The organism is Glutamicibacter sp. BW80 (genome assembly GCF_002332385.1).
Taxonomy (GTDB): domain Bacteria; phylum Actinomycetota; class Actinomycetes; order Actinomycetales; family Micrococcaceae; genus Glutamicibacter.
Genome location: NZ_NRGV01000017.1, coordinates 166,476 through 192,027, shown reverse-complemented (window position 1 = coordinate 192,027; position 25,552 = coordinate 166,476). Strand labels below are relative to the sequence as shown.

The window sequence follows — 25,552 nt, the reverse complement described above, 5'->3', positions numbered from 1 at the left end:
AGCGAAGCCTTTGGTTTAGAACGCGTAAAGGCTGACTTCACTGCCGCGTACGGCGCGCTGGTTCAGTGGCGTCTGCATGCGTACCGTGTCCGAGAAGCCGCCAAGCACCGATCGCGTCGAGACGGTGAATCCGGCTTCCTCAAGCGTTGCACTCGCCTCGGCCAGGCTTTGACCGATCACCGACGGCACCTGAAGGTATTCTGGCCCCTTGGACACATGAACGGTGACCGTGCTGCCAAACTCAACGGACTGTTGCCGCGGGCTCTGATCCGCGACCAACCCCTGGTCAACTGTTGACGAGTACTGCTGCTCGCCGAGCTTCAGCTTCAAGCCGACTTCGCTCAGTGCCTGCTCGGCGCGCTCCAGTGACATCCCCGCGAGGTTAGGAATCTGCACCGGTGCCGGACCTCGCGAGATCGCCAAAGTCACGGTGTTTTTCCGCCCCGCCACTTCACCGGCGGTCGGCGAACTTGAAATGACCTGTCCCTTAGCGATGGAGGAGGAATACTCCTGGCTCGTCTTCACTTTGGTCAATCCCAGATCCGAAAGTTGCTCGGTGGCGTTCGCCTCAGTCACTCCTTCGAGCGCCGGAATTTCGAAGAGCTCCGGGCCGCGAGAAATCAGTAAATCGACGCCCTGAAACTTCATCATGCTTTCGCCGGTGCTCGGCTGGGATTGCACTACGCGGCCGACAGCGATCTCATCGTCATAGACCGAGTCCACCCGTACCGGCACGCCTTGCTCATCAAATTGGGCGACAACTTGGTTTTGCAACATTCCGGTCAGCGATGGGATGCGAATAATGGTTCCCGGGCCGCGGCCGAAGAACCATGCACCGGCAACGACTAATGCGATGATAAAAATGAGTACCACCAAGATCACCGAACGCCTTCCGGCAGATTTAGGGTTCACCAGTTGGTGGGTGGGTATTTGCGCGGTCTTGCGCCATTGTTTCGCCGCACGTTTTTGCTCCTGCTTCTGCGCGCGAGCTGAACCATGAGTAGTTGCTGGTGCCACGGGTTTCTCAGCCACCAAAGCTGAATCGTCGAACCCAGCTAAATCATCGCGTGAATAAGCCGCGGTGGCATTCGTTGCCGGTAACGGCTGGACCGGATCGCCGGGGGACAGCTGAGGCGTCACAGTGGTGGGCTGGGCCTCTCGAAGGTCCAATACTTCGGTTGCTTGAGAGGTGCTGATGACCGTGGTGGCCTCTTCGAGGGGAACCGCAGAGTAGTCTTCGGTCGTCGAAGCGGCCGTCTCGCCGAGCGTATTTTCGTTCAACCACCACGGTTGGCGTTGTTCGTCACGGTAACGCTGCCACTCGTCTAGTCGTTGCTGCACAGTGGTAGGCATTGCTTCGGCAGCCAATGGGGCCAAGTCCGAAATCTGACCTAGCGAATCGGCGTCAAGATCGAGCTCCTCATCGGTCAGCGTGGAACGGATCTGGATGACATCGTCGAGCAAGAAGCCCGCATTCTGCGGACGGAGATCCGGATCTTTTTCTGTGCAGCAGCGCACCAGTTCATCGAGATCTTCGCTGAGCCCTGGAACCATTGTGGAAGGCAACGGCATCGGCGAATCGAGATGTTGCTTCATCATTGCTGCTGGGTTGGATACCGGGAATGGCAGCTGACCGGTGAGCATTTGATAGATCATGATTCCAACGGCGTAAATGTCGCTACGCGAATCGGAGGGCGCCCCTGAAACTAGCTCGGGGGAGACATGGGAGAGCGTGGCGACGAGCGTCCCGGACTGAGTATGCGCGCTGGCCGCACGAGCCAGACCAAAGTCGGTGATTTTGATTTCGCCAGTATCTGAAAGTAAAACGTTTGCCGGTTTCATATCCCGGTGCACGATGCCTTCGAGGTGCGCGGCACGTAGGCCGCTGCAGATTCGTTCGAGAACGCTTAGCATCTGCCGTGGAGTAAACCGTCCACGTTCCTCGATAACTTGGGCAAGATTGCGTCCGCGAACGTACTCCATCACCAGATACACGTGACTGCCGGAAACGGCGTGGTCACGGATGGACACCACGTTCGGGTGGGAGATGTTCGCGGCGATAATAGCTTCGGACTCGAACCGTTCGCGGACCATCGATTCGCTAGCGTAGTTCTCGTCCAGTACCTTGACGGCCACAGACCGGTGCAAATTCTGATCCATCGCCCGGTATACCCGTGACATCCCACCGAGCGCGATCAGCGTATCTAGCCGATAGCGGTGACCAATTACTTGTCCGACGAGCGAGTCTGGTCGATCCGGGCTAATCAAAGAAAACTCCTGCCACAAGGGAGCACTGATGGCGAGTCTGGGACACGACCTTGCTCCTTTCGAACACAGATACTAAGTGTAGGTTACTCAGCTGGCCTGAGAATTTCACGGGTTAAAGTCGAAATCCGCCAGTAGAGTTGCCACTGACGGATTTCGGACAGCAACCCGGGTTGCGAGAACTACCTCGGGTGCAGCTATTACTCTAAGAAGCGCGACGGGCCCGTGCAGCACGACGCTTCAGGGCGCGACGCTCGTCTTCACTCATGCCGCCCCAGACGCCGGCATCCTGCCCGGACTCGATGGCCCACTGCAGGCAGGTTTCCGTGACGTCGCATCGACGGCATACGCTTTTGGCCTCTTCGATCTGCAATAGGGCCGGACCGGTGTTACCCACCGGGAAGAAAAGTTCCGGGTCCTTTTCCAGACACGCCGCGCGGCTACGCCAATCCATGCTTATTGATGCTCCTTGAAATATTTAGGGGAACGAAGACCTCCCGGAAATCGTCACAAACAGAAAACAACTGCGAATAGGAAATGCAGGTGCGTTACGTTGTGTGTACCGGAAAGGTCATCGATGAGTTGGAGAGGTACGAGCAGGGGTGTTCGTTTAACCAACCACATTAGGTTTTCATGTTACGAGAAAGTAAACAAGAGTCACGGAAGTGAAATGTGGTTGAATGCCTGAGTGCTTTCTCACATGGAATTCCGAGGCTCACTGCGCTAACTGAAGGGGCTGTGGTCGGTGCCATATTCGCCTTCGATGTTGCGCGTTTGAGTTCCTGAGTTGCTTGCACGAAAATTGTTGTCGTGAGCAACAACGAATCTTCCGTGTCCCGCCCTCCCAGCGTTTTGGCCGTCTCTGCCCTGACAATGCTCGAAGCGGTGGCGGTCCTGGTTTACGCGGTCAACTACCTAATGCATCTCGCTGACGCGGGGGACTTGAACATGGGCGGCCGAATTTTCATGCTCGTCCTGTGCTTCGCAGCCGGCGCTTGGCAGATCAGCGTTTCCTTCAACTTCTTCAAGGGAAAGGCCTTCACACGTGCACCGATCATCGTGTGGCAATTGTTCCAGTTGATCCTCTCGTTCTCCTTCTTGCAAGGTCCATTTAGCGGTATCGCGATTGCGGCCATCGTGATCGCCGGAATTATCGTCGTGATGTTGTTTGCACCCAAGACAACCGTATTTCTAGGCGACCGCCCGCAGTCCTAGAGTTCACCCATGTCGATATAGATGGCGCGTGGTTGCCCACGGTAACTGGCGACCGCGCGCCATTTGTTTACCCGCTGTGCCGATTCTTGAGAACTCAATGGTTCCCACGGCATGGGTTGCATATCGTGCGGATGGTGGGCTTCGACGAATGCAACGCAACGGTCATCGAGTGCCATGCCCGGTGACCCGATCTCGTAGGCAAGCCGGCTGGAAGGCGGTACGAAAAGTACCGGGATCACCGCGCGGCTCAGCGCAGAATTTAACAACCCGGCAAGTCGTGGGTCGTTCGTATTTTCGAGCACCAGCGCGATATTCCCTGGTGCCAATTGGCCTAGCCGTGATTCGAATTCGTCGATTCCGCGCAAGCGTTCTAGTGACCACCGGTGACACAGGCATTTGCTTAGCTCTTCTCGGATTAAAGGGTCTCCACAGATCAGGAGCGTCATCGCCGAGGCAGACAGACTAATCGTGGCATCTACAAGTGAACGTTTGCCAAGTGGGAAAGCCCCTTGCCCGGCTAAGTACGCAGAGTCATCGATATTCGCATTCCACGCGTCTTGTTCGAAGGGCGCGGGCTGGGGCGAACCTAACTGGATGGTGCGTGCAGCGTCTGTACCGCACACTAATATTCCTCGTCCAACCACGCTTGCAGCTTCGGGGAGGCGAGGCCAGGCCATTTTCAACGATTCGGTGGCCTGAAAAGGAAAATACCATTGCTCGGTGCACAGCCCTGCGGCTTTGAGCAGCGCCTGATCACGATCCACCGCGAGGACGACGGTGGTGCCGCCTGCTGCACCTCGACGCAAGAGACCCCCGAGAACTTCGTCGAAGCGTTGAAAATGCTGTGGGTGCAGCAAGGATTGCAGCTGCGCGGCACCATGAACTAGAACGAGTAGACGCGTGTCTTCGCACCGTTCTTCGAGGTAGTCCAGCGCATCTAGAAAGTCGTAAACGTCCTCCCCGGTAATTTGTCGCAGGTGCGGGCTGCTGCGTTCATCTGTGATCAAAGCGGGCCCGAAACTCAGTATTTTGCGCGGCAGCCGACACAGGCCGGTCAATAGCTGACGAGGCCCAGCCTCCGGAAGGCCGCACACCAACAGACTGCGCCTCGCCACGCCACCAAGCACCAATGGATCGAGGGTGCCGTGCTCTAGCTGGTCGATCAACCCGCACCAAATATCGTCTGCTTGCTCGGGCGACCAGTCCGAACCGGGAGGTTCAGGTTGCGCGGGAAGTGCCGGGGCAAACGGTGAGCACGGTAATCTAAGCGTTGCCCAGCGCTGAGCCACGGTTTCCATCTGGTCGTGCAGCGCCTCCACAGCTTCGTAGGCAGTTGGGGGCGTCCCAAAGGTGCAGAGCTGTCGTGCGCCGAGATTCGTTGGTCCTCGTTCGGCTAGCTCACCATAAGGCGGTGGGTCGAAGGCGAGCGCAAATTGGAATTTTCGGGTCTGCCGCGTGGCGCAGTGGATGATTGCTTGCCCGGGGTTGAGCAGCGAGGTAGCGTCCCGGATACCAACCAGCTCAATAGATTCACCCGGGTCGTTAACGCGCAGTGCGATCACGGTATTGAGGTTTGCGCGGGTTTGCCCGGTCACGGTTCCTGCTGGCCGCTGGGTGCTAAGCAACAGGTGAATGCCCAGAGCCCGGCCCACGGCCGCGAGCCGGTCGATTCGTGGGCTGGCTTCCGGGATTGATTCGCTAAACACCCGGAATTCGTCGATCACCACCAACAGCCTTGGCAGGGCGGGCACTGGATCGCTCAGCTGCTGATATTCGAGCAGGTCGCTGCAGCGATAGCTGGCCAGCAGCCGTTCGCGACGGGTGACCTCGACTTCTAATTGAGCCAGGGTGCGTTGCGCGGCTGCCGCGTCGAGGTCGCTGGCGAAGAGCTGGACATGAGGCAATGCGGCGAAGACCGAAAGCCCGGCTCCGCCCTTGAAATCGACGAGGGCGAAGGCCAAATCTTCGGGGGAGTAGCCGGCGGCTAGTTCTTTGACGATGCGGCGTAGCGCCTCGGATTTTCCTGAACCGGTGGTGCCGCAGATCAGCATGTGCGGCCCGTCGGAGTCAAAGTCCAGAACCACCGGATCAAGCTGCGTGGTGGTGCCAATGTGGGCGGTCAGCCCGCGCTGTGCAGGCTGTCCCTCGACCTTCGGCGGCGCAGCGCTGCTGAGGGACCCGTGGGTTTCGGCGAGGGCCAGACATCGATCGATCAGCCGGGCGAAACGCGGTGCGCTCAGCCGCTGCACCTTCCGCAAGGCCAGTTGCGGATCTTCGAGCACGGCTTCCGGCAACAGGGGATTCACCCACCAGGTGCCCTGCGGCACTGGGGCGCGGCTTAGCCCGAGCACGATCGACTCCGCGCAGGGCTGTGCTGCGGTGGCCACCACGTACAGGGAGCGCACTTCGCCGGCCGCCGGTGCTGCCAGCGGGCTTGCATGTGGATCCGCTGTAGCCGGTGGCAGCCCGGTACTCACCCCGGGTAGCAGGATCAGACTGGCCGGAAGGCATTCGAGCTGTGGGTCGAGTACCAGTTCCAGCCGTCCGGCAAGGACCGCGGGCAGGTAGCGGGCGAGCAGGGCCAACAGCAGTTCGCTGCTCGCCTTATCCTGATTGCCGACGATCTGCCAGGCGCCGGGGACGCTGGCGGTGAACACCGGCGAAGGGCAGGGCGCATCCAAAGCGCTACGCGGTTTCCTGCGTTGCTTCTTCTTCGGCGTCATCTCTTCCGCCGCCGGGGCCCACAGCCCCCGGCCGAACACCAGCGGCGGCAAGCCGGAATTTGGCATCCCCAACTCGGTACGGGTCAACCCGGCAAGCAGGGCGATCCCCAACGGCGGAGCATAGGCCTCACGAGCTTGAGCCACCTGGGCGCGGTGCACCACGGCCTTGGCTTTCCACCGGCGACGCTCGAGGATCAGCTGCCCGGCAGGTACGATTCCCAAGAGGGCCGAGGCAGCGCTGAGCAACAAGAACAACATCGACCCGGTGAGCACCGCCAGCAACACCCCGGAAAGCATCGGCACCAGGGCAGCCAAGCACAACGCGATCAACCGTTGTAGCTCCGGTTTGTCTGGCAACTGCCAGCGCAGTTGCTCGGCGGACAGGCACTGACCGGTATCAAGCAGTACCGGATCGCCGACGCACAATTCGGTGTCTCCCAACCAAAAGCGCGATCCGCGGTGCAGCTGCAGCCGGGTCACCGAACTCCGCTTCCCGACGCGCTCGCCCACCCGGATCGTGTTCGCATCATCACAGGTCAGTACCAGGGCCGATTGGTCCACGGTAATTTGGGCATGATGCCGGGCGATCAGCGGGTCCTGCAGCCACAGCGGGGCACAGCGCCCCAGCCGATGCACGCCTTGGTCCAGTCGCACGCTCGCCCCGGCATCCGGCCCGGATGCGACAAAGAGTTGCAGCGCGGCAGGCATCCGGACCCCCGAGGTGGCAGTGGCTCGCGGAATATCGGTAAGCAACAGGTGGGTGCGCGCGCTGAGCGCCCCACAATCTTCCAGCGCGGTGTCTGCCACAAACCAGCGCGTCGCGCCGAAGGAGTCGGCCAGAATTTTGGCCAGCCCAGCGCCATCTAGCTGAGTGGAAACGTCGAGCCGAATTTGGCGCGGCTGGGCGAAACACCGCGCCGCCAGCAGCAACTCATAGCGCACCATGAATTCTCCTCCTCGATCGCTAGCTGGGTCTTGGCAACACTTCAGCACGCACGATGGTCTACGATTCAAGCCGCACCTCGCACTGTGGAAAAGCCGTCGGAGGTTATCCACATCTTCGGGCAAGCTATTGAAAGCGCTGGCCGGTGGGGCTAGGCTCCCTTGACATACCCCTTCTAGTTAACCTCCAGAAGAGGGTTGCAAGACGTTGTTCCGGTGCCGCGCTCGCCGGTGTACCTCGAAGCATTCGGGAACGATTTTCATAGTTTCGGCTAAGGACTTTGACGTGGACGCGCTATCCATCGTGGAAGACGAAGTGCGAGAGCTGGTGCGCCGGCGCGGACTGGACCCTGGCAAACAACCTGCGCTCATCCGATCCCTGATCGACGATGTCTTGCGCGACTACGACGAACGCTCACTGCTCGGGGCGGTCCCGGCTACCGGATCGCTCGATCAGGTTCGCCGTTCGGTCTTCGATAATGTGGCAGGATTCGGAGCGTTGCAACCCCTGCTCGATGACCCCAACGTCGAAGAAATTTGGATCAACTCGCCGCATCAGGTTTTTTGCGCGCGTGGCGGGCAAAGCGAACTGACGCATATCAGGCTCGAATCAGACGAGGTTGCCGGCCTGGTGGAACGAATGCTGAAATCCTCCGGGCGCCGGCTGGATCTGTCCCAACCCTTCGTGGACTGCCAACTGCCCGATGGATCCCGACTGCACGTAGTCATCCCGGACATCACCCACGAACACTGGGCGGTGAACATCCGTAAATTCATCGCCCGTGCAACGAAGCTCGAAGATTTGGTGGAAATCGGCTCGCTCAGCCAGGATGGGGCAGCGTTCCTGGGATGGTCGATCGCCGCCGGGCTCAATGTGGTGGTCACCGGACCTACCCAAGCTGGCAAGACGACGATGCTCAACTGCTTGGCATCCTCCATCGGATCGCGTGAACGCATCATCACCATCGAGGAGATTTTCGAACTGAATTTGGCCCTGCGCGATGTGGTCAGCATGCAAACCCGCCTAGCAAATTTGGAGGGCACCGGGGAAATCACCATGCGCCGACTGGTCAAGGAAGCGCTACGCATGCGCCCGGATCGAATCATCGTAGGTGAGGTACGCGAGGCCGAATCATTGGACATGCTCATCGCCTTGAACTCAGGGATCGCCGGACTGTGCACCTTGCATGCGAACTCTGCGCGCGATGCAATCACCAAGATCTGCACCCTGCCGCTGTTGGCCGGCCCCAATATCACCAGCGACTTCACCGTGCGAACCGTGGCCGCCTGCATCGACCTGGTGGTGCACTGCACCCGCGACCCGAGCGGAAAACGCTATGTGCAGGAAATCCTCAGCGTGCGGGGCCGGGTGGAGGACGGCCAGTTCGAAACCTCAACGCTTTTCGAATACGGGCAGGGCGAACTGACCCAGGCACCCGGAGCCGACTGGGCGCACGAGAAATTCACGCTCGCCGGGATTAACGTCGCCCAATTGCTGATGGAACGCTCATGATCGCATTTCTAGGATTACTCGGCGGGCTGGGCATCGCGTTGATTGTGGACTGGCTGCTTTTCGACCCCACCCCGCCGCGGGCCAAACGCCAGTCGGCGATCCGGCTGTCCCTGCTGCGTGCGGGCATCGTGAGCCTGAGCCCGGCAAAATTTGTGGCGATCTGCGCGGCCAATGGACTGGTGTTCGTGCTGATCACCCTCGCTTTGACCGGCTCGTGGCTTTTTGCCAGCGTGTTTTTGCTCTTCGGGCTGTGGGCGCCATGGGTGTATCTGCGCCATCAGGCAGCCAAACGGCAGGCGGCGTTGCACGAACAGTGGCCAGAGGTGGTCGACCACCTGCGCAGCGCCATACGGGCCGGGCTATCGCTTCCCGAATCGCTGAGCCAGCTGGCCACCATGGGACCAGAACTGCTGCGTCCGGCATTTCGTGACTTCGCCCTGGACTATCGGGCCACCTCCAATTTTTCCATTGCACTTGAGCAATTGGGTGCGCGTCTGGCGGATCCGGTCTCCGATAAGATCCTGGCCACACTGCGCATCACCCGCGAGGTCGGCGGTACCGACCTGGGACAAACCTTGAGCACTCTGGCAGCATTTTTGCGCGATGACGTGCGCACCAGAGGAGAACTGGCAGCCCGCCAGTCGTGGATCGTTTCCGCAGCCCGGCTGGCGGTTGCGGCCCCCTGGATCCTGTTGCTGGTGCTCGGCACCCAAGAAGCGGCGAAAAACGCCTACCTGACCTCGGGCGGGGTGGTAGTACTCATCGGTGGACTGCTCATCTCGCTGTTGTGCTACCGGGTGATGCTGCGCCTTGGCACGTTGCCGGTCGAAGAGCGGGTGCTGGCATGAACTCGCTGATCCCTTGGGCGGTGCTGTGCGGCTTCGGACTCGGCCTGGGCCTATGGATGATCATCGTCAACCTGCCCGCTTGGCGTCCGATGTCCTTCGCCGAACGCGTTGCCCCGCACATTCGTGTGGGCATGCGTTCTTCGAGGATGCTCGAAGATTCCTGGCGGGCCGAATCGCGTAGCCCGGCGGTGGTGCAATTCGCTGCGCCGCTACTGTCCCAGATCAAACGCCTCGCCAGTCTGCACAGCCCCGGCACCGAGACGGTACGCAAACGGCTTCGCGCCGCAGGACTGAAAGTCAGTGTTGTGGACTACCGCTCGCAAGAGATCATCTGCGCGCTGTTTGGCCTGCTGGCCGGCTCGGGGCTAATGGCCCTGCTCGCGCTGAGCCGGCCCACAAATTTGGCTTTTGCTCTCATCGTGGTGCTCGGCTGCGGCATGTTTGGGTTCATGGCCCGGGGCTGGTGGTTGAACGAACAGATTCAACGTCGTGCCCGCAAGGTTCTCACGCAATTCCCCACGGTCGCGGAGGTTCTCGCCCTCACTGTGGGAGCCGGTGAATCGACCACCGGCGCGATCGAACGGATTTCGCGTATCTGCCATGGGGTGATCGGCGATGAATTCACCGAAACACTCAACGAAATCCATGCCGGCAACTCGATGATTCAGGCAATGCAGAATATGTCCGATCGTATCCAAGTTGGGGCGATGACCAGGTTCGTCGACGCTATCGTCGTGGCCACAGAGCGAGGCACGCCGCTGGCACAAGTGCTCCGAGATCAGGCTCAAGATGTGCGTGATGCCTCCAAGCGAGAGCTGATGGAAGTTGCTGGAAAACGTGAAATCAGCATGCTGATTCCAATAGTTTTTGGAGTCCTGCCGTTGACCATCGTATTTGCCGTGTTCCCCGGCCTAGCACTCTTGGAGATGAGCTATTGACAATTTGCCGCAGGATCACAGTATTTGCCAAACGCAAAAATGTTAGGAAGTAATCCCATGTCCAGCTTCCAATCGTGGCTTCTGATCATGTCACTACGGCTGACCGAAGGCTGCCAGAATTTCTGGCGTCAATTCACGCTGAAGATGCGCGAAGAGCGCGGCGACGTCCCCGGATGGACAAAGATATTTGGGTACTACATGAAAAAGCCCCCAGCTATGAAGCTGAGGGCTTTTCTTACTGTCGCCTCTTGACGGGAGGTTCCGTGTATTCGGTGTGCAGTTTCAGGAAGTAAATATCTTCACCGTGTTCGTCTGTCACACGTTCTAACTTGGTCACACGCTCAGGCACGCCCTGTAAGTCTTTGATTACAGGCCATACCTTCTTGAGCGCCAGATAGGACAGGATCGCTACCAACGCAAAGGTAGGGTCTACTGCGCCCAGCAACTGGGGTACAACCTCAATTAGTGCAGAGTCCAAGTTTCACCTCCTAGAGTGTCCAAACCAAGTTGAAGGGCATCCAGAAGTTGCTCCCTGTGGCACCGTCTGGGCGAGAGGCCGATACTCCACCATCTGCCATGACCTGTAGGAACCATTTTGTAGTGCCTGAACCTTGCTGAACAGCAGCAGCACGCTGAGGAGGGCGGAACTCCGCTGGAATGGTGCCAATGGTCAGGTTGGAGGTGCCTAGAACACCGTCCATATTGCACCTGAGAGCGCCAAGGAAGTTCACCACCTTGCCACGCCGGTACAGGGTAGGAGTGTCCCGTGGAGCCGTGTAAATCTCAAAGTTGCTGTGGGTAATCGTCATTATGCCTTGACTCTCTTGAGTCAAAGCTTCCAGCTGATTCAACCGCGCCAGAACGTCGTTCAGGTCAGGGTTGCCCGGAGGTACATTAGCAGTTTCCAGCAAGCTCTCAATGCGCAAGGCTTGAGCCTTATCTACGTCTGGAATCTGCGCCATACGGTCACCGGGCGTGAGGTATGGGATTGAATAATTCGGGGTAACTAAGCTCATTAAATAGTCTCCATAATGGTGCTGTCAGTGAATTTCATGTCACTGAGTCGGGTAGTTTCGTGCAACTCCCCAAAAGTTGGGTTGTCAGTGGTACCTGTTCCCCACCTATCAAAGGTCAGAGGATCGCAACGGATAAGCTCATAACCGTAAGGCGCAAGCTTCAAAGCAAAGTTCCAACTGTCGTTTCGGTAGGTAATGGTGCTACCAAACAAGCCGTAGATAGGTATGTAATCGGCAAGGTGGTTATGAGCACTACCTTGAAGGAATACACGTTGCTCGTTAGAGCGAGGCTGTAGCCACATGTGCATTGATGCTTCAGTGTCAAAGCCACCAGTGCGCTTGGTGTTCCATGAAACGTCTTCTAAGCGCCAGCGCCAGAGGTTGTCTTCTGCTTCTCGCTTGAGGGCGAAGGCCAGACCATATGGCCTACTTAGTGCCTTGGTTTCAGCGTTCCAGACGCGGTTACCAATACCTCGGTAGTTCGGAATCTGAACCGCTTGGCGCTCGTAAAGGTCTGCATCCGGCAAGGATTCAGAATGGTACTTCACGCTTACCTGAGTAATGGAGGAATCCAAACTGCGGGTGAGGGCACCCTCGGATTCCACATGTTCGGCAGGCAACGTGTAAAGCGGGTCAAGGCCTACGCCTAGGTACTCAACTTGCGGGTGACGTGGAAGCCCTAGCTTGTACTTACCACTGACGCTATCTAGGAAGAACCCAGCAAAGCGCCAGTAGGTAATTCCACCCCATTGCTGGCTCTCAATGCGGTTAGTATGCGGGTCATACTCAGGCCTACGGTTTAGCCCTCGGTAAAGCTCATCTAGCACGGTTAGAGCCGCGCTATTGGTGTAAACCTCTTTGAGCATTCCGTTTACTGGTTGCTCTGGGGTCACAATGGCAGCAAAGGTATTCCCTGCCGCTTCATTGATCTTGTTTGCACGGTAAGCCAAAGTGCTAGTAGATGTAGTGTCCGAAGCGAAGCTAAGGAACGTATTGCCAAGCTGTCCGATACGGTCAGTAGCCACAATGTCTACGAAATAGCCGTGATCTTCTGAAGCTTCCTTGCGCCAGTTGCGTGGAGTTATGTCTGAGGAAGTGATCATGCCTCGGAACATGTAACGGTTTGTGGAACCATTGCCCGTTGACCAAAGGTAAGCAATCTTTATGTCAGTTCCCGGTAGAACCTTTTCAGCGATCCATTCGCCAGTAGTGTCTAAGATTCGGAGCTTGAGGATTGCAGGAACAATGTCTGTAAAACGCTCGTGGGAACCCCACTCAATTTCTAACCCGTCAAGGGCAATATGAGTGGGGTCACCACTGGCGCTAGTAGGCACGTACTCGCCAGCAATCCAAATCTGTGGAGTTGGATTTATGGACAATTTAGAATGCACCTCTCGCTGAGCTGTAGCCCATAGTTCGTTCGTACTTCTTCATGATCTGTTCGATCTGCTTACCGACTGCCACAGGGTCAAGTGCGCCCTCAACAGTCAGATTGATGTTGTTCACCACTGGCGCTTTGCCAGTGTTTGCGGAGCTAGTTGCAACGCCTGCGAAGCCAGCACCAGTTGCGCCAATGGCCTGTGAGCCAACGCCGAAGTTGGCCACCATGTCGCCGCCAGTGCCGCCGAACCCGAAGAAGCCGCCAACCTTGCTGAGCCAGCCCGGAGCACGGATAGTGAACAAACTACGAACTCGGCTAATGACTCGGCCAACAGTGCCGATAATTCGGGAGAAGAAGCCGACGATGCCGCCGACTACGTTAGAAGCGGTACTGCGTAGGAAGTTGAACCCGTTGCTCCACGTACTGCGGATAGAGCTAATGATGTTGCTAACCGTGGACTTCACGCGGTTAATAGTGCGGCTAACGCCACTGACAACATTTGAAACAACCGAACGCACTACGTTCCAGCCAGCGCGCCAAGTGGCCTTGACACCGTTTATGACTGAGGAAACAGCTGCTCGAATGCGGTTGATCGTATTTCGCACATTGTTCACAACGCTAGTAACAACTGCTCTGACTACGTTCCACCCTGCACGCCACAAGGCCTTTACCGTATTGACCACAGCAGTCACCACAGTAATTATCTTGTTGATAATGCTTGTTGCAACCTCGATTGCTGTGGCTATAGCCGTTTGGAAGAATGCGGTGAACACAGTCCAAGCAGTAGTTGCAAATGCGCTCATCTTCGCCCAAACGTCTTGGAAGAACGTGGTCTGCGTAGCAAGCCACACAATGCCAGCGACTAGAGCAGCTACTGCCAAGATGACTAGGCCTAGCGGGTTAGCGCTCATTGCTGCGTTCCATAACCACTGAGCAGCGGTAGACGCTGCCTGAGCTACCTTCACGGCAACCATCTTGACCAGAGCAGCTGCCTGAACAGCCGTGTTCTTGATCCATGCGCCAGTGTTCAACACAAGCGCCTTGGTGCCAGCGCCTACAGCACTCATAGCGGAACGTACAGCACCGCCTACAGTGCCCATACGGCCTGTGAACGTGGAAGCAGCAGCAGTGGTGCTCATGAAGCCAGCACGGAAGCTGGAGAACGCCGAACCTACAGCCATTGCGCCCTTGAACGCTACGGTAGCGCCACGAGCAACAGCCATAGTTGCTGAATACACCTTGAACGCACCATTGATAGCCAGCACTGAGCCAGCTAAGCCAGCAAGCACAAGTGCAAGGGTCTGAACTAGGCCGGTGTTTTCACTTACCCACGTGGCAAAGCCTGCTAGTGCTTCAGAAGCAGAGACTACCAAAGGCAAGAGTGCAGTGCCCAGCTTGGAGCCAGCGTCAGCCGTCTGTGCAGTCATACGAGCAAGAGCACCAGCAGCGGTGCCAGCCTCGCGCGCGTTGGCTCCCATAGCGTCTGCGCCCTGTTCATTGAGCAAGGCCATGATTGCCATAGCCTTACCCTGCTGTCCAGCCTTGCCGGTCAGTCCGTCCATGCCCATCTCAGCCATTTTGGCCTTGATTGCTGCTTGATTCAGACTGATGCCGTAGCGCTCGATTGGATCCATTTCGCCCTTGAGAGCAGACGAAATAGCTTCAATAGCTTGTACGTTGGAGCCACCGAACTGTGCAGCAAAGTCAGCACCCATACGAACTAGGGAGTCAGTCTTGCCTGCCAGTTCGTCCATAGGCGTACGGGCATTCTTGAGCTGTGAACCAATGAGCGTTGCGTACTTCTCATAGTCCGAACCACTAACGCCAATATCCTTGGCCGTGGATTGCGCCATGCTGTGAACTGTGTCTGCGTGATCCTTGAACACTGCGTCTACAGCGCCAAAGTTCTGCTCAGCGTCAGAGGCAAGCCCAAAGGTTTTCTTACCAATGGCGGCAATGCCTGCCAGAATGCCTGTAGCAGGCAGGGTCATCTTGCCTATACCCTTTTGAAACTTCTGCACGCCAGATTCAGCGGTCTTGAACCCCTTGCCAAATTCCTTGGCATCGGAGACAAGCTTTACAGATAAAATTGCGGATTTATTAGCCAATTGTCACCCCCTAGATGCTTTGGCTTCCATCTCCATAAGCTCGAAGTAATAGTCAATGAATGGTGATTCAAGTTCTAAGAAGCTTTGGAGCGGAATGCCCGTTTTGTATGAAAGTGCAACTAGGTTTTTACTCGGTGGACTCAGGCTGAAAGTCGGCCTCAGCGCCTTCTTCTTCCACAGGCTCGATAGCTTCCAGAGTGTTCAGGAAGTCTTCAACCTTGGTGTTGGAATTAACCTTGCCCACACGCACCAGAGCTGCGTAGGCAACTAGCGCCATGAAGAGGAAGTCAGAGTCTTCACGCTTAGGGAAGTTGTTACGAGCACGCAGAATGTCGTACTTTACGAGGTCTGCATAAATGCCGGTGACGTTCTCTTCTTTGCCGTCAAAAGTGATATTGAAATTCAGGCGTTCAGCCACGGTTAGTCTCCCTTTACGGAATCAATAGTCTTGTTGAGTTTTTCCCAGTACAGGTCAACCCATTTGCTTTCAGTGGCCTTGGCTGCATTGGTGAGCCAAGGCTGTGCTTTGATGTTTCGTGCAGGCCAGCCCCAGTGGATTGCGCCGGGGTAGGGCTTGGTCTTGTTGCCAACGCGGATAAGTCCTGCACGTTGCGTAGCACCGACGCGAACAGTGGTTTTCATGTGCCCAGCGCGAGGAGGGCCAAGAGGAGCGGAGGATTTTGCAAGAGGGAGGACGGCTTGAGCAGCAGCGCGGTTTACAGCCGTAAGGTCTTTCATATCCAGACCGGCCTTCTTCAGCGTGCTACGCAGTTGCCGTCCTCCCTCAATGCGGAGGCTTTCAGCCATAGTTAGATAACGTCGCCCAGTACAGGCTCGCCAACAACTAGGAACTCAAAGTCAGAGGTTGGCTTGGTGCCTACGTCGCCGCCAATTTCGACGGCTTCAACTACCAGCGAGCCGGTAATCTTCTTGCCCTTAGCGGTGCTTGGCACGAACTCGAAGGCGTGAGTCTCGCCTCGGTGCTCAAACAGCCACTCGGTCTTGGACTCGGTAGCGCCCAAGTCCTGAAGAATGGTGCCTTCCAAGTTGAATGACTCGGTACGGTCACCAGCTACAGACTCGCCGGACAGGACTGCAATCGAGTCACCCTGATCTACAGAGGGCACCAGCTTTACGGAGGTAGTCTGCGAGGAGAAGTTAGTCAGGTCGGATACAGCGCCAATGGTCAACTGACCAGCGCCAACGGTAATGGTTTCAACTGCCATTTGGGGGTATGTCCTTAAGAGATAGTGACGGCTAGCTCAATGAGCAATGCGGGTAGGCCGTCAGGGGAATGGTTCGGAGCGGGTAAACGAACGGGCGTTACTGTGGTGAATCCATACAGCCCCTTGATGACTTCCAGCAGTTCCTGTAGGTCATTCAAAGTTTCGATAGAGCCACGGTCAGCAGTCGTTAGGTAAAGCTCCACAGTGGCGCTGTAGGTGTCTCGGTCTAGGTGATCGAAGTTCAGGTCACCCGGAGCGACTAGAGCGCCCGGAGTCTCTAGCTGTGCTGGCTCAGTAGTTGCTGGAATGCCAGCAGCAGTAATGGTGCTTGCTATGTCTAGTAGTGCGTCGCCGTAGAGCATTAGCCCACCAGCGGCTTCCTGAACGTGTCGATGTTCAGCAAACGGCTAATGTCTGAGTCGTAGCGAGATACGTAAGTGCTCATATCGCCTACCGACTCGATGCCGTGGGGTGAGTTCTTGCGCCGGTACAAGCGACTAGCCAGCATTACTGCGCCCATCTGCGTAGTCCCTGCCCACTTGGTCGAACCATCTTCTAAGACAGTGCGATCAATGGAAGGCAGGGACTCTACATATGCGTTTACTGCCGGAACGATTAGCGAGAGATGGAAGTCATCTGTGGTGACAGTCCGAAGCTCCAACCAGCCAATTACGTCAGTAGCGGTAATCATGACTAGACAGTCACGCCTACGCCGGAGAACACGAGGATTGCGCCAGCGTCGGTAATCTTCTCGGAGTTGAACTTAATCAGCGAAACGTCCACACCGCCGCGTGGCAGGTCAAGTGCCTTGTAGCGGAAGTCCTTAGACTCGCGGTAATCAATGGCGCGGTGGTCAGCGACAACCACAGTGCCTGCTGCCAGCTCTGGGTCAGAGGTCAGCACAACGCCCGAACCGAGGTCAGCCGAACCGTTGCCAAGGTTGATCGAACCCTGCTTTGCCAACCACCACGGAGCGTCTACAGCCTTGATTTTGCGCAAGGTAGCGAACACGTCAGGGGAGCAAGCAACGATGCTCATGTTTGCACCGATAGCGCCAAGGGTGTCGGCAGCTGCGTTGACAACCGAAATAGCGTCATCTTCTGCGGTAGCTGGAATCTGAGTACCACCGGCAACGAGGAAGGCGACCATTTCAGATTCTGTCTGCTCGATGTAGCTATCCAGTGCCTGCTCGTACAGGTCGGAGATAACGTCTGCCGAACCGAACTCGACCAGTTCAACAGCAACGTCAACTGCGACGGCCTTGGACTTTGCCTGCCAGTTCTCACGCGAGGTAGTGAACTTGCCGGTAGGCAGCTCTACCTTGGAGCCTGCCCAGTCAGCCACAGCAAATGTGCGGTTCTTCTTCTGGCCGGTAACGAACAACGAGTTCAGAGGCTTTGCGCCGATCTTCTCGATAATAGGGCGGTTGACCTTCCGGGCTTCCCAGAGTTCGCCAACTTCCTGATCCTTGATGTAAACCTTGCCGGTATCATCGGCAGGTACAAGGTCAGCCAGTGCTGCCTGTACGGAAGCACCAGTCTTAGCGGCCTCGAAGGTTACAGCGCCAAGGTCAAGCTTGGTAGCGCCAGCATTGAGAGCTTCAGGCTGTACGAATGGTGCTTCTGGAGTGATGTTTTCCAAAGGGGTTTCCTTACTTACGAGACGTGCGTTTGAGAATGCAGGGCGTACAACTAGCCCTGCACCAGTGAGACGGCCAGCAGTGAGGCGACCGTCTACGATATTTGGGTCTGCAATCTCTACTGAGATGCCAGTGCGGAGGCCTTCATGCGCCAGCTTGAGCGCGTCATTGCCTGCCGTGGTTTCGACTACGTTTACAGAGGCGTAAATGCCGTCTTCTCGCTCTTCCACAGAGGTAAAGCGACCGATAGGTCGGGTGTAGTCGTGCTCTTCATTGAGTTCTAGGGCTTCAGCCTCTGGAATCTCAATTGCGCCAGCAGATGCAATGAGTTCACCCATGCTTGTAGCGCCGGGTTCATCGAAGGGGAGTAGCTTGTATTTGAGTTCCCGCGTGTCAGCTTCTGAACTGACTAGGGAACCAAAGAGGCTAAGGTTCTGGGTCAACTTCTGGCTCCTGTTTTTCAGGTTTAGGTTCTAGGCCAACTCGGCCTCTGGCTTCATCCTCAGTAAGTAGGCCGGTCTGAATAGCAGCGCCTAAGTACTCGAATTGGGTCTTGGTGTCTTCTTGCACCAGTTCTGTGGTGTCGAACTTGGCGCAAGTGCCGTATGGCAACCACATGGAGAACGTCTGCTCGATAGCCTCGATGTATGGATTGATAGCGTCGAGTAGTTCACTGTTTCGGCTAGCTCGGTTTGAGTAGCTAAGTGATGCACCCTGCACCGTGGCATCCACAGCCCACGCGGGGAGAGTAAGCAAACGCGCCATTTGCAAGGCTGAGTGGTTACGCCCGTCAATGAGCAGGTTCTCTGCTGGCTGGCCTTGGAAGTCGGCTTCCATAGCCTTGTTCAGGTAAGCAACGGAACCGCCCTGCTTGGTGCGTTGTGCGCGCCAGTGGGCTAAGAGTTCGTCTCGCTGTTCCTTGGTAAGATCAGCGCCTTCCTTCTGCCTGAGAATGGTGTGAGGAATAGGGTTACCGCCGACTTCAGCAGCTAGCGCTTCAAGTGCCGTAGCTTCTCGAATTGCGCCCTTGCCCGAATTGATGATGCCCTCATGGATAGCGTCAATGCGGATAGTGTCGGCTGGCTTTACTTCCTTGCCATATGCCTTGACTAAGCGCCCGTTCTCTACGTCCGCTTCATGCTCTGGAACGAAACGTAGTGAGCTTGGCTTACCGTCTGTCAGTCGGCTTGCAATAGTGAACCAAGCACGCCCGAAGAAGATCATTGAATCTACAGCCCATGAAAGAGTGGAGATGTTTGGAATGCCGTGCTGTATTTGCTGTAAAAAGCTCGGCTGAATGGATAAAGGTTTGTTATCTCTGTAAGCCACAAGGGGCATACGAGCCACGTTTGAGCAGATAATGTTTCGGCCTTTTGCAAGGCTTGGAATACTCATTGCTGAGCTACGGTTTACCGGGAGTTTATCGGGGGTAATTCCGTACAAATCAGCAAGAGTGATAGTTTCCAAATGGGAATTATCTGCCCAAGGTGACTCGACTTCTGAAGTCTTCCAAAAGTCGAAAAATCCCATGGAAATGTCCTAACTGTATACCTCATTGTATCTAATTTAAGCTAATCGTTGGATTTAATCATCCGAACTCAATTAGGGGTTGAGACTCTTCCTTGGATAGCGCCAGTAGTCGAACGGCCACAACTGCTGCTGTGACCTCTGGAGGCGATTTGTGGCTAAGTGCCCAGCCTTCGCCCATTGGACGGCTCTGCGCCTCTGCTACGGCCTGAGCAAGGGCTGTATCGCCTGTGTGGTTCACCGTGCCGTCTTCAATTTTGGCCTTGAATGAAGCACAGCCGGTCTTGATGTGCTCAGGCGTGAAGGTCTGTATCTGCTCGCGTAGTTCGTCGTGCAATTCGCTGATTAGCGCCATGTTCTGTGCGTACCTGTCAGCGCCAATGGATAGTGGCCTTGCGTCAGACAGTGCTTCCAGCGTGGGAGCCAGCCAACCAGTGCCTGAGCCGTTCCTAAGCACCTTCAGGTGAACTTGCCCGTTGTGCTTCCATGCAGCCACTACAGCTGCTCTGGAGCGGTCGTAATTGACCTCAAAGCCGATAGCCACCTGTGAGCGCCTAGGAGTGCTCAGGTCTGCCTTGAGCTTTGCCCATTTCTGCGTGTCGAACACTGCGTCTGACTTCTGCACGGTAGGCCGGTTCATGTAGGCACGGATGAACTCGCCACGGCTCATGGTTTCGGCTGCTGCTGCAATGTCATCCTTGGTAATCAAGCCACCCTGTAGGCCGGGGTGAAAGTCCCAGTTAGCCGGGTCGAACGGGTCTAGCCCATCTGCAAGGCTCCACTCAAAGTAGGCAATCTGCGTGTCAGGGTCTTGAGTGGCTTCTCGGCCACGGAATACCCAGTCTGCTAGGAACGTGCTGTCAGACGTGCCAGCGGTGGAGGTCATAACCAATTGGCGGTCTTTTACTGTCTGCTGTGCAGGAGTAATAGCGCCAAGGAGGAGTGCGCCTTCTGCGTCTGAGAACGCGAAGATTTCGTCAAGGGTTACCGTGCGGGGTGTGTAGCCGTGCAAGCTCTCAGGCGTAGGGCTGAACGAGTGGATACGTGAGCCGGTAGGCAGTGTGATCCTTGGAGCGCCAGCAGCTCGGTGGACGGTGACCTTGGAGCCAATGGAGCTGGCCTGTAGGTCATCGGCAGCATCGAACAGGCGTTCTCGTGCATCTTTGCCACTCTGAGCCGTGTAGAAGCTCTTGGCGTGCGGGTATTTGATGCCACGCGCAATATCCAGGTTGAACACCAGCACGGTCTTCCCGGACTGGCGCGGAACGGTGATAACCACGGTTCGGTAGCGGTATTGGCCGAATGCGGTCTTCTCAGTAGCCACACGTACTACTAGCCTCTGCCAAGGTAGTAGTGGTTTGTTGCGGAGCTTGGCAACCATTTCGACGGCTGCTAACTCATGGTCAGCGCCAGTTGTGGGCAGGGTAGCGTAGCGAGGCTGTGCTGCTCCTAGGGCCGCTAGGAAGTTCTCTTCCATATATCTGTTCCTTTTAAAGGCCAAAGGCCGTCAGAACGAATCTGACGGCCTCTGAGAGGGGAGTATTAAGTTCAGGCATTGGCTATATCGCCTTGTAACCTTCAATGATGTATGCCTCTAAGATCGACGCTTGGTATGTCATGTTGCCATAGTCCACGCTGGACAGACCCAGCGCCTTGTAGCTCTCTGCAACAATCTCCAACGCCTTGGCGCGGCGTTCTTCAAAATCAAGCATTGGCTATACCCTCTAGAACATCGTCTACAGGGTCGGAACTCTCCACAGGCTGTGGGAGAGAAGCAAGGGAGTTGCGTATTTCCTTACTGAGTGCTGCACGCTGTGTGGAGGTAGTAGCTAGAGGCCACTCTGCGCACAGCTCGTGGATGATCTGCACGGATAGTGAATCCTTCTCAGTCAATAGCTTCTTATCAGCGAGGAAGGCGATAGTTTCGGAGGCAGCTTGCACCAGTGTTTTGGTCAATTTGAGTCCTAAAAGTGTAGGTTGTGGAGGTTGCAAGACGTTTTCAGCCCTGCAAAAAAATGAAGCTGGAGCGCGGGGTAAGGAGCTAGGCTTCCAGATTAAAAAACCAGTGACTCAGGTCACTGTTCAGTGAGCGGTACTGCTCTATTGGTCGATCACCACGAGCAGAGTTGCACGAGAGATGTGCAGGTCTTAGGTTCTCTATCGTGTTCTGTCCACCAGCACTGCGAGGAACCACATGGTCAAGGCTTAGCCCTTGCTTGCCCTTCAACTCAGGGTCAATCACTCGGCCACACAGGTGACATGTCCAGCCATATGCTGTGACTACTGCACCCTTGTATGCTTCAGCATCTCTGTTAGTCCAAGGTGTGCTAGCCATTGAGTGGCAGCTTGCTTAGGAAGATGTACCACGCCAAGGTGGTACCCCCTGTGAGGAGGTAGAGGGCTACTTCCATTAGGCACCCCCCTGTTCTGTAGCAGGTACCCCCGGTTCATTCCAGAGGCACCCCCCTTGTTCTAGGTAAGGGGCAGGGTCACGGCGACCAAGGTAACCGTTATCAAGCGCCATACGGCCATTTGACTGTACAGGGATAAGCTCAAAGTGCAGGTGATCCCCGGTGGTAAGCCCTGAAGCGCCAGAGAGGCCGATAACGTCTCCAGCCTTGACTGACTGTCCTGCCGATACGTAAAGCCGTGAGAGGTGCGCATAGCCGGTATAGAACCGTGCTTTGCCTACCTTGTGCTCCACCAAGGTGGACATACCAGCACTAGCGCCCATGAGGATATGGTTTACGCCTTGACCGGCAAAGGCTACTTCACCGTCACACACTGCAACCACTGGCGTGCCTTCTCGAACTCCTAGGTCTAAGCCGTTGTGCCCAGCAAGCCCTAGCTGCTTGTATGCACGAGGATTAGCGCCAAAGGGCTGTGTAACCTCTCCTCGGCCTTCTGTTGGATGCACAAAGGCCACACGAGGCCTGCGAGGTGCATAGGGCTTTGAGGCTTTGCCTTGGTCTTCCATGCGGAGCTTTGCAATATCGGGCAAATCGTATCCTTCGCGTTTGTAAGTGTTTCTAAGGGACTTGGAGAGGTCTTGCTCTCCTGAGTGGTGCGTATGCTCCCAGAGCAGGTCTAGGGCGCTTTTAGCAGAGCCACCAGAGCCTAGGAACCTAGCGCCACAGGGGCAGGCAGCTACTGAGCTAAAGTCGCTGTAATCCCATTTGATGCGACCGTTGAAGGAGCTTCCTAGTGGTTCTGGCGTAGTCAAGCTTTGCTCAATTCGATTGATTAAATATGGAAAATTAAAGGGTTTTGCGTGCGTTTGCCCTGCGGAACTCAATCTTGCGAGCCTCCATTGCTGCATCACGCATTTTCTGCGTCTCGCCGTCCTTCAAGAGCGGTCGGATGTACTCGTTGAGGATGATCTGCTTCTGCTCGTAAGTGAAGCTCTGATCTTTCTTTGCCACGGGGTGACTCCTTAGTAGTTAGTTCGTAAAACGTTCTTACTATCAATTGTACACCATGTTTTCAGCTACCCTCTTGACAGGAGCGCCAGAGTGTGTATGAAGCGGTAAGTGCGCCAAGGGATCAATACAAGTAAGTCTAGTTAGTTAGTTCTCTACTCTTATAGAGTAGAGTAACTGGCGAACTAACTACTTTTTTCACTATAATGCCTAGTCAGAGCGGTTATTTTTAGTATGCCCAGCCCTCCGGCAAACTGCTAGTATGCCCAGCGTTTTCGGGCCGTTTTTCGACCTCAGTGACACGCTTTCAACCATGTATAAATGTTGCATTTAGGCCACAAGCGCCAGAGTGTGATTCGGCTCCAAACTTGGAGAATTGGAGGTTGGAGAAGCCTGTTCTCCAACTTTGGAGTCCTCCAACTTTCAAACCTCTAATCCAACTTTCAAGGGCAGTTTGACATACTTGTAATAAGCGAGTTTGTAGCCACTTAAACACCAAACACAAGATGATAGAATTGATACATAGCAACAAAGCCTCTTCTTAGTTGTAGTTATCTATCAATAGGGATTCCATTAGAATCTTTGCCCGAGTAAGCACCCTCAGAAATGGGGGTGCTTTTCTCGTTCAATAGGCATTGAGGAACATCTCATTTGAGGAACCTATAAGCCGACAAACTGGCGCTAATTGCCTAATTCCTGTGGACGCTAAGGCTGAGCGGTTGACATACTTGTAATAGACGTGATTGTGGCTACTCGGCCACCCAAACACAAGAAGTAGTATTGAATTATCGGTTGGCAAGCCGGTATCAAATGACTATTGATTGGAATTGTTTTGTCTTTAGAGACTGAAATTAGTTTTATTGATTTATTGGAACTCCTCGGGCTTGACCAAGGCAAGATTGCGGTGCAATCGAAGCTACCCGGAGAGCGCCTAATCCAGCGCATTATTGACGCTGAGAGGGCAACATCTTGGAGCGAAGCACGCTTCTATAACCGCGACCTGTGGTTCGGCATTAATGAGCTAAAGCCAGAAGCCAAGGGACGCGCTAAGGCAGACATTGCCCGTCTAACCGCCCTTTTCGCTGACTTAGACGTGAAGGAAGGCTGCTTTAGCGACATTGAGCACGCTAAACGCTTCTTAGCCACTCTGGAGCACGTCTACGGACGGCCAGCAGATGTGCTTATCTACTCAGGCAACGGATTGCAGCCTATTTGGCTACTAGAAGATACGCCCGAACGGCGCGACCGCCAGCTAATGGAGTACGAACTCAAGAAGTTTGGCGAACTGGCACAAGACATAGCCAAATTTGTTTTCGACGCGGAGCTAGACCCCGTTTTCGACACAGCACGTATCTTGCGAGTTCCCGGAACCTTGAACCACAAGAGCGACCCAGCTAAGCCTACTAAGGCCGTCCTGCTGAACGGGGGTAAGTAACTTGACTAACACTCTTGAAGCCCCAAACAACCCTAAAGCTGTGCTGAAGGCGTTGGAGAACACTTTTATGAGCACCCCTGAAGGCGGACGAGATATTGCCCTAAACAAGTTAGCGTTCGGCTACGGGCAGGCTGTGCCAGCGTTGCACACTGAGGCAGACGCTAAGCGCTTGGTGCGAGAGTTTGCAGACTCCCACCCTAACCCCCTGTCGGACGCCGAAATCAAGACTAAGGTCACTAGGAGCGTCGAAGACGGTATGGCCACCCCTTGGCCTATCCCCAAGGGGGCAACCGGTAGCGACCTCGAGGCAGAGGTAGCACGTATCAAGCTAAAGCGTGAAGCTGAGCGCCTAGTACACGAAGAGGAAGCTGCTGCACAGTGGGTAGCGCCTATGGGCTTTATCAACACTGAGCTAATGGCCGAACTAGTTAAGAATAAAACCAAGTGGTGCATCGAAGGCATTGCCAAAGAAGTCTCGCGTATTGCCATTATTGCTAAGCGTAAGACTGGCAAGACCACCTTGGCGCTTGACCTTGCAAAGTCTTACACGCAGGGCACGCCCTTCCTTGGCAAGTATGAAGTGCATAACCGTATTGAGGGGAACGTAGCTTTCCTGTCCTACGACATGGAGCTAGCGGACATTCAGCAGTGGACTGTGAAGGTAGGGCTGAAGGAGCGCTTCGGCACGTATGACTTGCGTGGACAGGCTAACCCCTTTGCCTCCGCAATCGGCCGTGAATGGCTGGAGGAAGAACTCAAGAGCAATAACGTTCAGGCGGTAATTATTGACTCTTACGGAGATGCTTTCCCCGGCCAGAACGCCAATGACAATACAGAGGTCAATAACTGGCTTCTGGAAGTTTATACAATGTTCCAACGTGCCGGAGTCCTGCAAACAGTATTCATTGCCCACGCGGGCTGGAGCGGTGAGAACTCGCGCGGTGCGTCCACCTTTGAAGATAAGCAGGACACGCTGATTAACCTAACTTCCAATGAAGCTGAAGAGCGTTTTATCAAAATCAAGGGTCGAAACGTAGGGCTTGAAAAGACCCCCTTAGTCTTTGACTCTGAGCTCCACCGCCTCGCATTGGTCAACGTTTCACAAGACGAAGAGCAGTGGTTGAGGGAAGTTCTAGACGGACAACCAGACGTGAAGCGCACCGAACTGGACGAACTCTGGAAGAAGTCTTTCAGCACTACTAAAGGCCGGTTAACTTCTCTTATCGCACGTCTAGAGGGCGAAGGCCAGCTAGAGATTACGACTGGCAAGGCTAATCGAAAGTCGTACCGCTTCACCAATAGAAAAATATTCGTCAATCATTAGGAAGCAGCGTAACCCTATGGATAAACAGACCAA

22 protein-coding genes are annotated in these 25,552 nt (G+C 55.6%); 6 read left to right on the top strand and 16 right to left on the bottom strand.

Annotation, left to right across the window (positions count from 1 at the left end; translation table 11 throughout):
* Window positions 1-15: 15 nt before the first annotated feature.
* Together CIK76_RS05305 and CIK76_RS05300 are read right to left on the bottom strand one after the other, a co-directional pair.
* A complete protein-coding gene (locus CIK76_RS05305) occupies window positions 16-2,268 on the bottom strand; it encodes a Stk1 family PASTA domain-containing Ser/Thr kinase (RefSeq protein WP_255248354.1) in 2,253 nt (750 codons plus the stop codon).
* A gap of 202 nt (window positions 2,269-2,470) precedes the next feature.
* Entirely contained in the window at window positions 2,471-2,719 is a 249-nt protein-coding gene (locus CIK76_RS05300; protein WP_096256388.1) for a WhiB family transcriptional regulator, read from the bottom strand.
* A 356-nt stretch (window positions 2,720-3,075) separates the two neighbouring features.
* Here CIK76_RS05300 and CIK76_RS05295 point away from each other — a divergent pair, with 356 nt between their 5' ends.
* The gene (locus tag CIK76_RS05295; protein ID WP_096284163.1) at window positions 3,076-3,480 is read left to right on the top strand and encodes a hypothetical protein; all 405 of its coding nucleotides are present in this window, start codon (window positions 3,076-3,078) and stop codon (window positions 3,478-3,480) included.
* On the opposite strand, the gene CIK76_RS05290 is transcribed toward CIK76_RS05295, so the two are convergent.
* Window positions 3,477-7,148: an FHA domain-containing protein gene (locus CIK76_RS05290; protein ID WP_096284161.1), complete on the bottom strand. Its 3,672-nt coding sequence runs from the start codon at window positions 7,146-7,148 to the stop codon at window positions 3,477-3,479. The genes CIK76_RS05295 and CIK76_RS05290 overlap by 4 nt on opposite strands.
* 283 nt (window positions 7,149-7,431) lie before the next feature.
* Here CIK76_RS05290 and CIK76_RS05285 point away from each other — a divergent pair, with 283 nt between their 5' ends.
* The 3 genes from CIK76_RS05285 to CIK76_RS05275 are packed head-to-tail and all read left to right on the top strand — an operon-like array spanning window position 7,432 to window position 10,444.
* Window positions 7,432-8,658: an ATPase, T2SS/T4P/T4SS family gene (locus tag CIK76_RS05285; protein WP_096284159.1), complete on the top strand. Its 1,227-nt coding sequence runs from the start codon at window positions 7,432-7,434 to the stop codon at window positions 8,656-8,658.
* Window positions 8,655-9,506: a type II secretion system F family protein gene (locus CIK76_RS05280; RefSeq protein WP_096284157.1), complete on the top strand. Its 852-nt coding sequence runs from the start codon at window positions 8,655-8,657 to the stop codon at window positions 9,504-9,506. Before CIK76_RS05285 ends, CIK76_RS05280 begins: the two co-directional genes overlap by 4 nt.
* Complete coding sequence (locus tag CIK76_RS05275; RefSeq protein WP_096284155.1) at window positions 9,503-10,444, top strand: type II secretion system F family protein; 942 nt, start codon at window positions 9,503-9,505, stop codon at window positions 10,442-10,444. Before CIK76_RS05280 ends, CIK76_RS05275 begins: the two co-directional genes overlap by 4 nt.
* Before the next feature lie 235 nt (window positions 10,445-10,679).
* Here the strand turns inward: CIK76_RS05275 and CIK76_RS05265 are convergent, their stop codons facing one another.
* The 13 genes from CIK76_RS05265 to CIK76_RS19295 all read right to left on the bottom strand — a co-directional run bounded on the left by CIK76_RS05265 (window position 10,680) and on the right by CIK76_RS19295 (window position 22,763).
* Window positions 10,680-10,922 (bottom strand): hypothetical protein, encoded by a 243-nt coding sequence (locus tag CIK76_RS05265; protein ID WP_096284151.1) that lies wholly within the window; start codon window positions 10,920-10,922, stop codon window positions 10,680-10,682.
* 10 nt (window positions 10,923-10,932) lie between these two features.
* Window positions 10,933-11,460, bottom strand: a complete 528-nt coding sequence (locus tag CIK76_RS05260; RefSeq protein WP_096284149.1) for a hypothetical protein — start codon at window positions 11,458-11,460, stop codon at window positions 10,933-10,935.
* Window positions 11,460-12,839, bottom strand: coding sequence for a hypothetical protein (locus CIK76_RS05255; RefSeq protein WP_141393478.1), 1,380 nt, complete (start codon window positions 12,837-12,839; stop codon window positions 11,460-11,462). The genes CIK76_RS05260 and CIK76_RS05255 overlap by 1 nt, the downstream gene beginning before the upstream one ends.
* 1 nt (window position 12,840) lies before the next feature.
* Entirely contained in the window at window positions 12,841-14,949 is a 2,109-nt protein-coding gene (locus CIK76_RS05250; RefSeq protein WP_096284145.1) for a hypothetical protein, read from the bottom strand.
* 127 nt (window positions 14,950-15,076) lie between these two features.
* Window positions 15,077-15,367, bottom strand: coding sequence for a hypothetical protein (locus CIK76_RS05245; RefSeq protein ID WP_096284143.1), 291 nt, complete (start codon window positions 15,365-15,367; stop codon window positions 15,077-15,079).
* Between the two features lie 2 nt (window positions 15,368-15,369).
* A complete protein-coding gene (locus CIK76_RS05240) occupies window positions 15,370-15,756 on the bottom strand; it encodes a hypothetical protein (RefSeq protein ID WP_096284140.1) in 387 nt (128 codons plus the stop codon).
* Between the two features lie 2 nt (window positions 15,757-15,758).
* Complete coding sequence (locus CIK76_RS05235; protein ID WP_096284138.1) at window positions 15,759-16,175, bottom strand: hypothetical protein; 417 nt, start codon at window positions 16,173-16,175, stop codon at window positions 15,759-15,761.
* Between the two features lie 361 nt (window positions 16,176-16,536).
* Window positions 16,537-16,695, bottom strand: coding sequence for a hypothetical protein (locus CIK76_RS19310; protein ID WP_176484099.1), 159 nt, complete (start codon window positions 16,693-16,695; stop codon window positions 16,537-16,539).
* Between the two features lie 173 nt (window positions 16,696-16,868).
* Window positions 16,869-18,257, bottom strand: a complete 1,389-nt coding sequence (locus CIK76_RS05220; protein ID WP_141393477.1) for a hypothetical protein — start codon at window positions 18,255-18,257, stop codon at window positions 16,869-16,871.
* Window positions 18,241-19,344 (bottom strand): phage portal protein, encoded by a 1,104-nt coding sequence (locus tag CIK76_RS05215; protein ID WP_096284131.1) that lies wholly within the window; start codon window positions 19,342-19,344, stop codon window positions 18,241-18,243. Before CIK76_RS05215 ends, CIK76_RS05220 begins: the two co-directional genes overlap by 17 nt.
* Window positions 19,345-19,402: 58 nt before the next feature.
* Window positions 19,403-20,818 (bottom strand): terminase large subunit, encoded by a 1,416-nt coding sequence (locus tag CIK76_RS05210; protein ID WP_096284129.1) that lies wholly within the window; start codon window positions 20,816-20,818, stop codon window positions 19,403-19,405.
* Between the two features lie 82 nt (window positions 20,819-20,900).
* Window positions 20,901-21,053 carry a hypothetical protein gene (locus CIK76_RS19305; protein WP_176484098.1) on the bottom strand — a complete coding sequence of 51 codons (153 nt, stop codon included), beginning with the start codon at window positions 21,051-21,053 and terminating at the stop codon, window positions 20,901-20,903.
* A 1,545-nt stretch (window positions 21,054-22,598) separates the two neighbouring features.
* Complete coding sequence (locus tag CIK76_RS19295; RefSeq protein ID WP_176484096.1) at window positions 22,599-22,763, bottom strand: hypothetical protein; 165 nt, start codon at window positions 22,761-22,763, stop codon at window positions 22,599-22,601.
* Window positions 22,764-23,577: 814 nt separating this feature from the next.
* Between CIK76_RS19295 and CIK76_RS05195 the strand changes: the two genes are divergently transcribed.
* Complete coding sequence (locus CIK76_RS05195) at window positions 23,578-24,195, top strand: hypothetical protein (RefSeq protein ID WP_141393475.1); 618 nt, start codon at window positions 23,578-23,580, stop codon at window positions 24,193-24,195.
* A gap of 1 nt (window position 24,196) precedes the next feature.
* Window positions 24,197-25,519 carry an AAA family ATPase gene (locus CIK76_RS05190; protein ID WP_141393474.1) on the top strand — a complete coding sequence of 441 codons (1,323 nt, stop codon included), beginning with the start codon at window positions 24,197-24,199 and terminating at the stop codon, window positions 25,517-25,519.
* The last annotated feature ends 33 nt before the right edge of the window (window positions 25,520-25,552 follow it).

Coding starts and splice junctions, on each gene's coding strand:
- CIK76_RS05300 (WP_096256388.1), bottom strand. CDS start 2,719: ATGGATTGGCGTAGCCGCGCGGCGTGTCTGGAAAAGGACCCGGAACTT.
- CIK76_RS05290 (WP_096284161.1), bottom strand. CDS start 7,148: ATGGTGCGCTATGAGTTGCTGCTGGCGGCGCGGTGTTTCGCCCAGCCG.
- CIK76_RS05280 (WP_096284157.1), top strand. CDS start 8,655: ATGATCGCATTTCTAGGATTACTCGGCGGGCTGGGCATCGCGTTGATT.
- CIK76_RS05275 (WP_096284155.1), top strand. CDS start 9,503: ATGAACTCGCTGATCCCTTGGGCGGTGCTGTGCGGCTTCGGACTCGGC.
- CIK76_RS05260 (WP_096284149.1), bottom strand. CDS start 11,460: ATGAGCTTAGTTACCCCGAATTATTCAATCCCATACCTCACGCCCGGT.
- CIK76_RS05240 (WP_096284140.1), bottom strand. CDS start 15,756: ATGGCTGAAAGCCTCCGCATTGAGGGAGGACGGCAACTGCGTAGCACG.
- CIK76_RS05235 (WP_096284138.1), bottom strand. CDS start 16,175: ATGGCAGTTGAAACCATTACCGTTGGCGCTGGTCAGTTGACCATTGGC.
- CIK76_RS19310 (WP_176484099.1), bottom strand. CDS start 16,695: ATGGGCGCAGTAATGCTGGCTAGTCGCTTGTACCGGCGCAAGAACTCA.
- CIK76_RS05215 (WP_096284131.1), bottom strand. CDS start 19,344: ATGGGATTTTTCGACTTTTGGAAGACTTCAGAAGTCGAGTCACCTTGG.
- CIK76_RS05210 (WP_096284129.1), bottom strand. CDS start 20,818: ATGGAAGAGAACTTCCTAGCGGCCCTAGGAGCAGCACAGCCTCGCTAC.
- CIK76_RS19305 (WP_176484098.1), bottom strand. CDS start 21,053: ATGCTTGATTTTGAAGAACGCCGCGCCAAGGCGTTGGAGATTGTTGCA.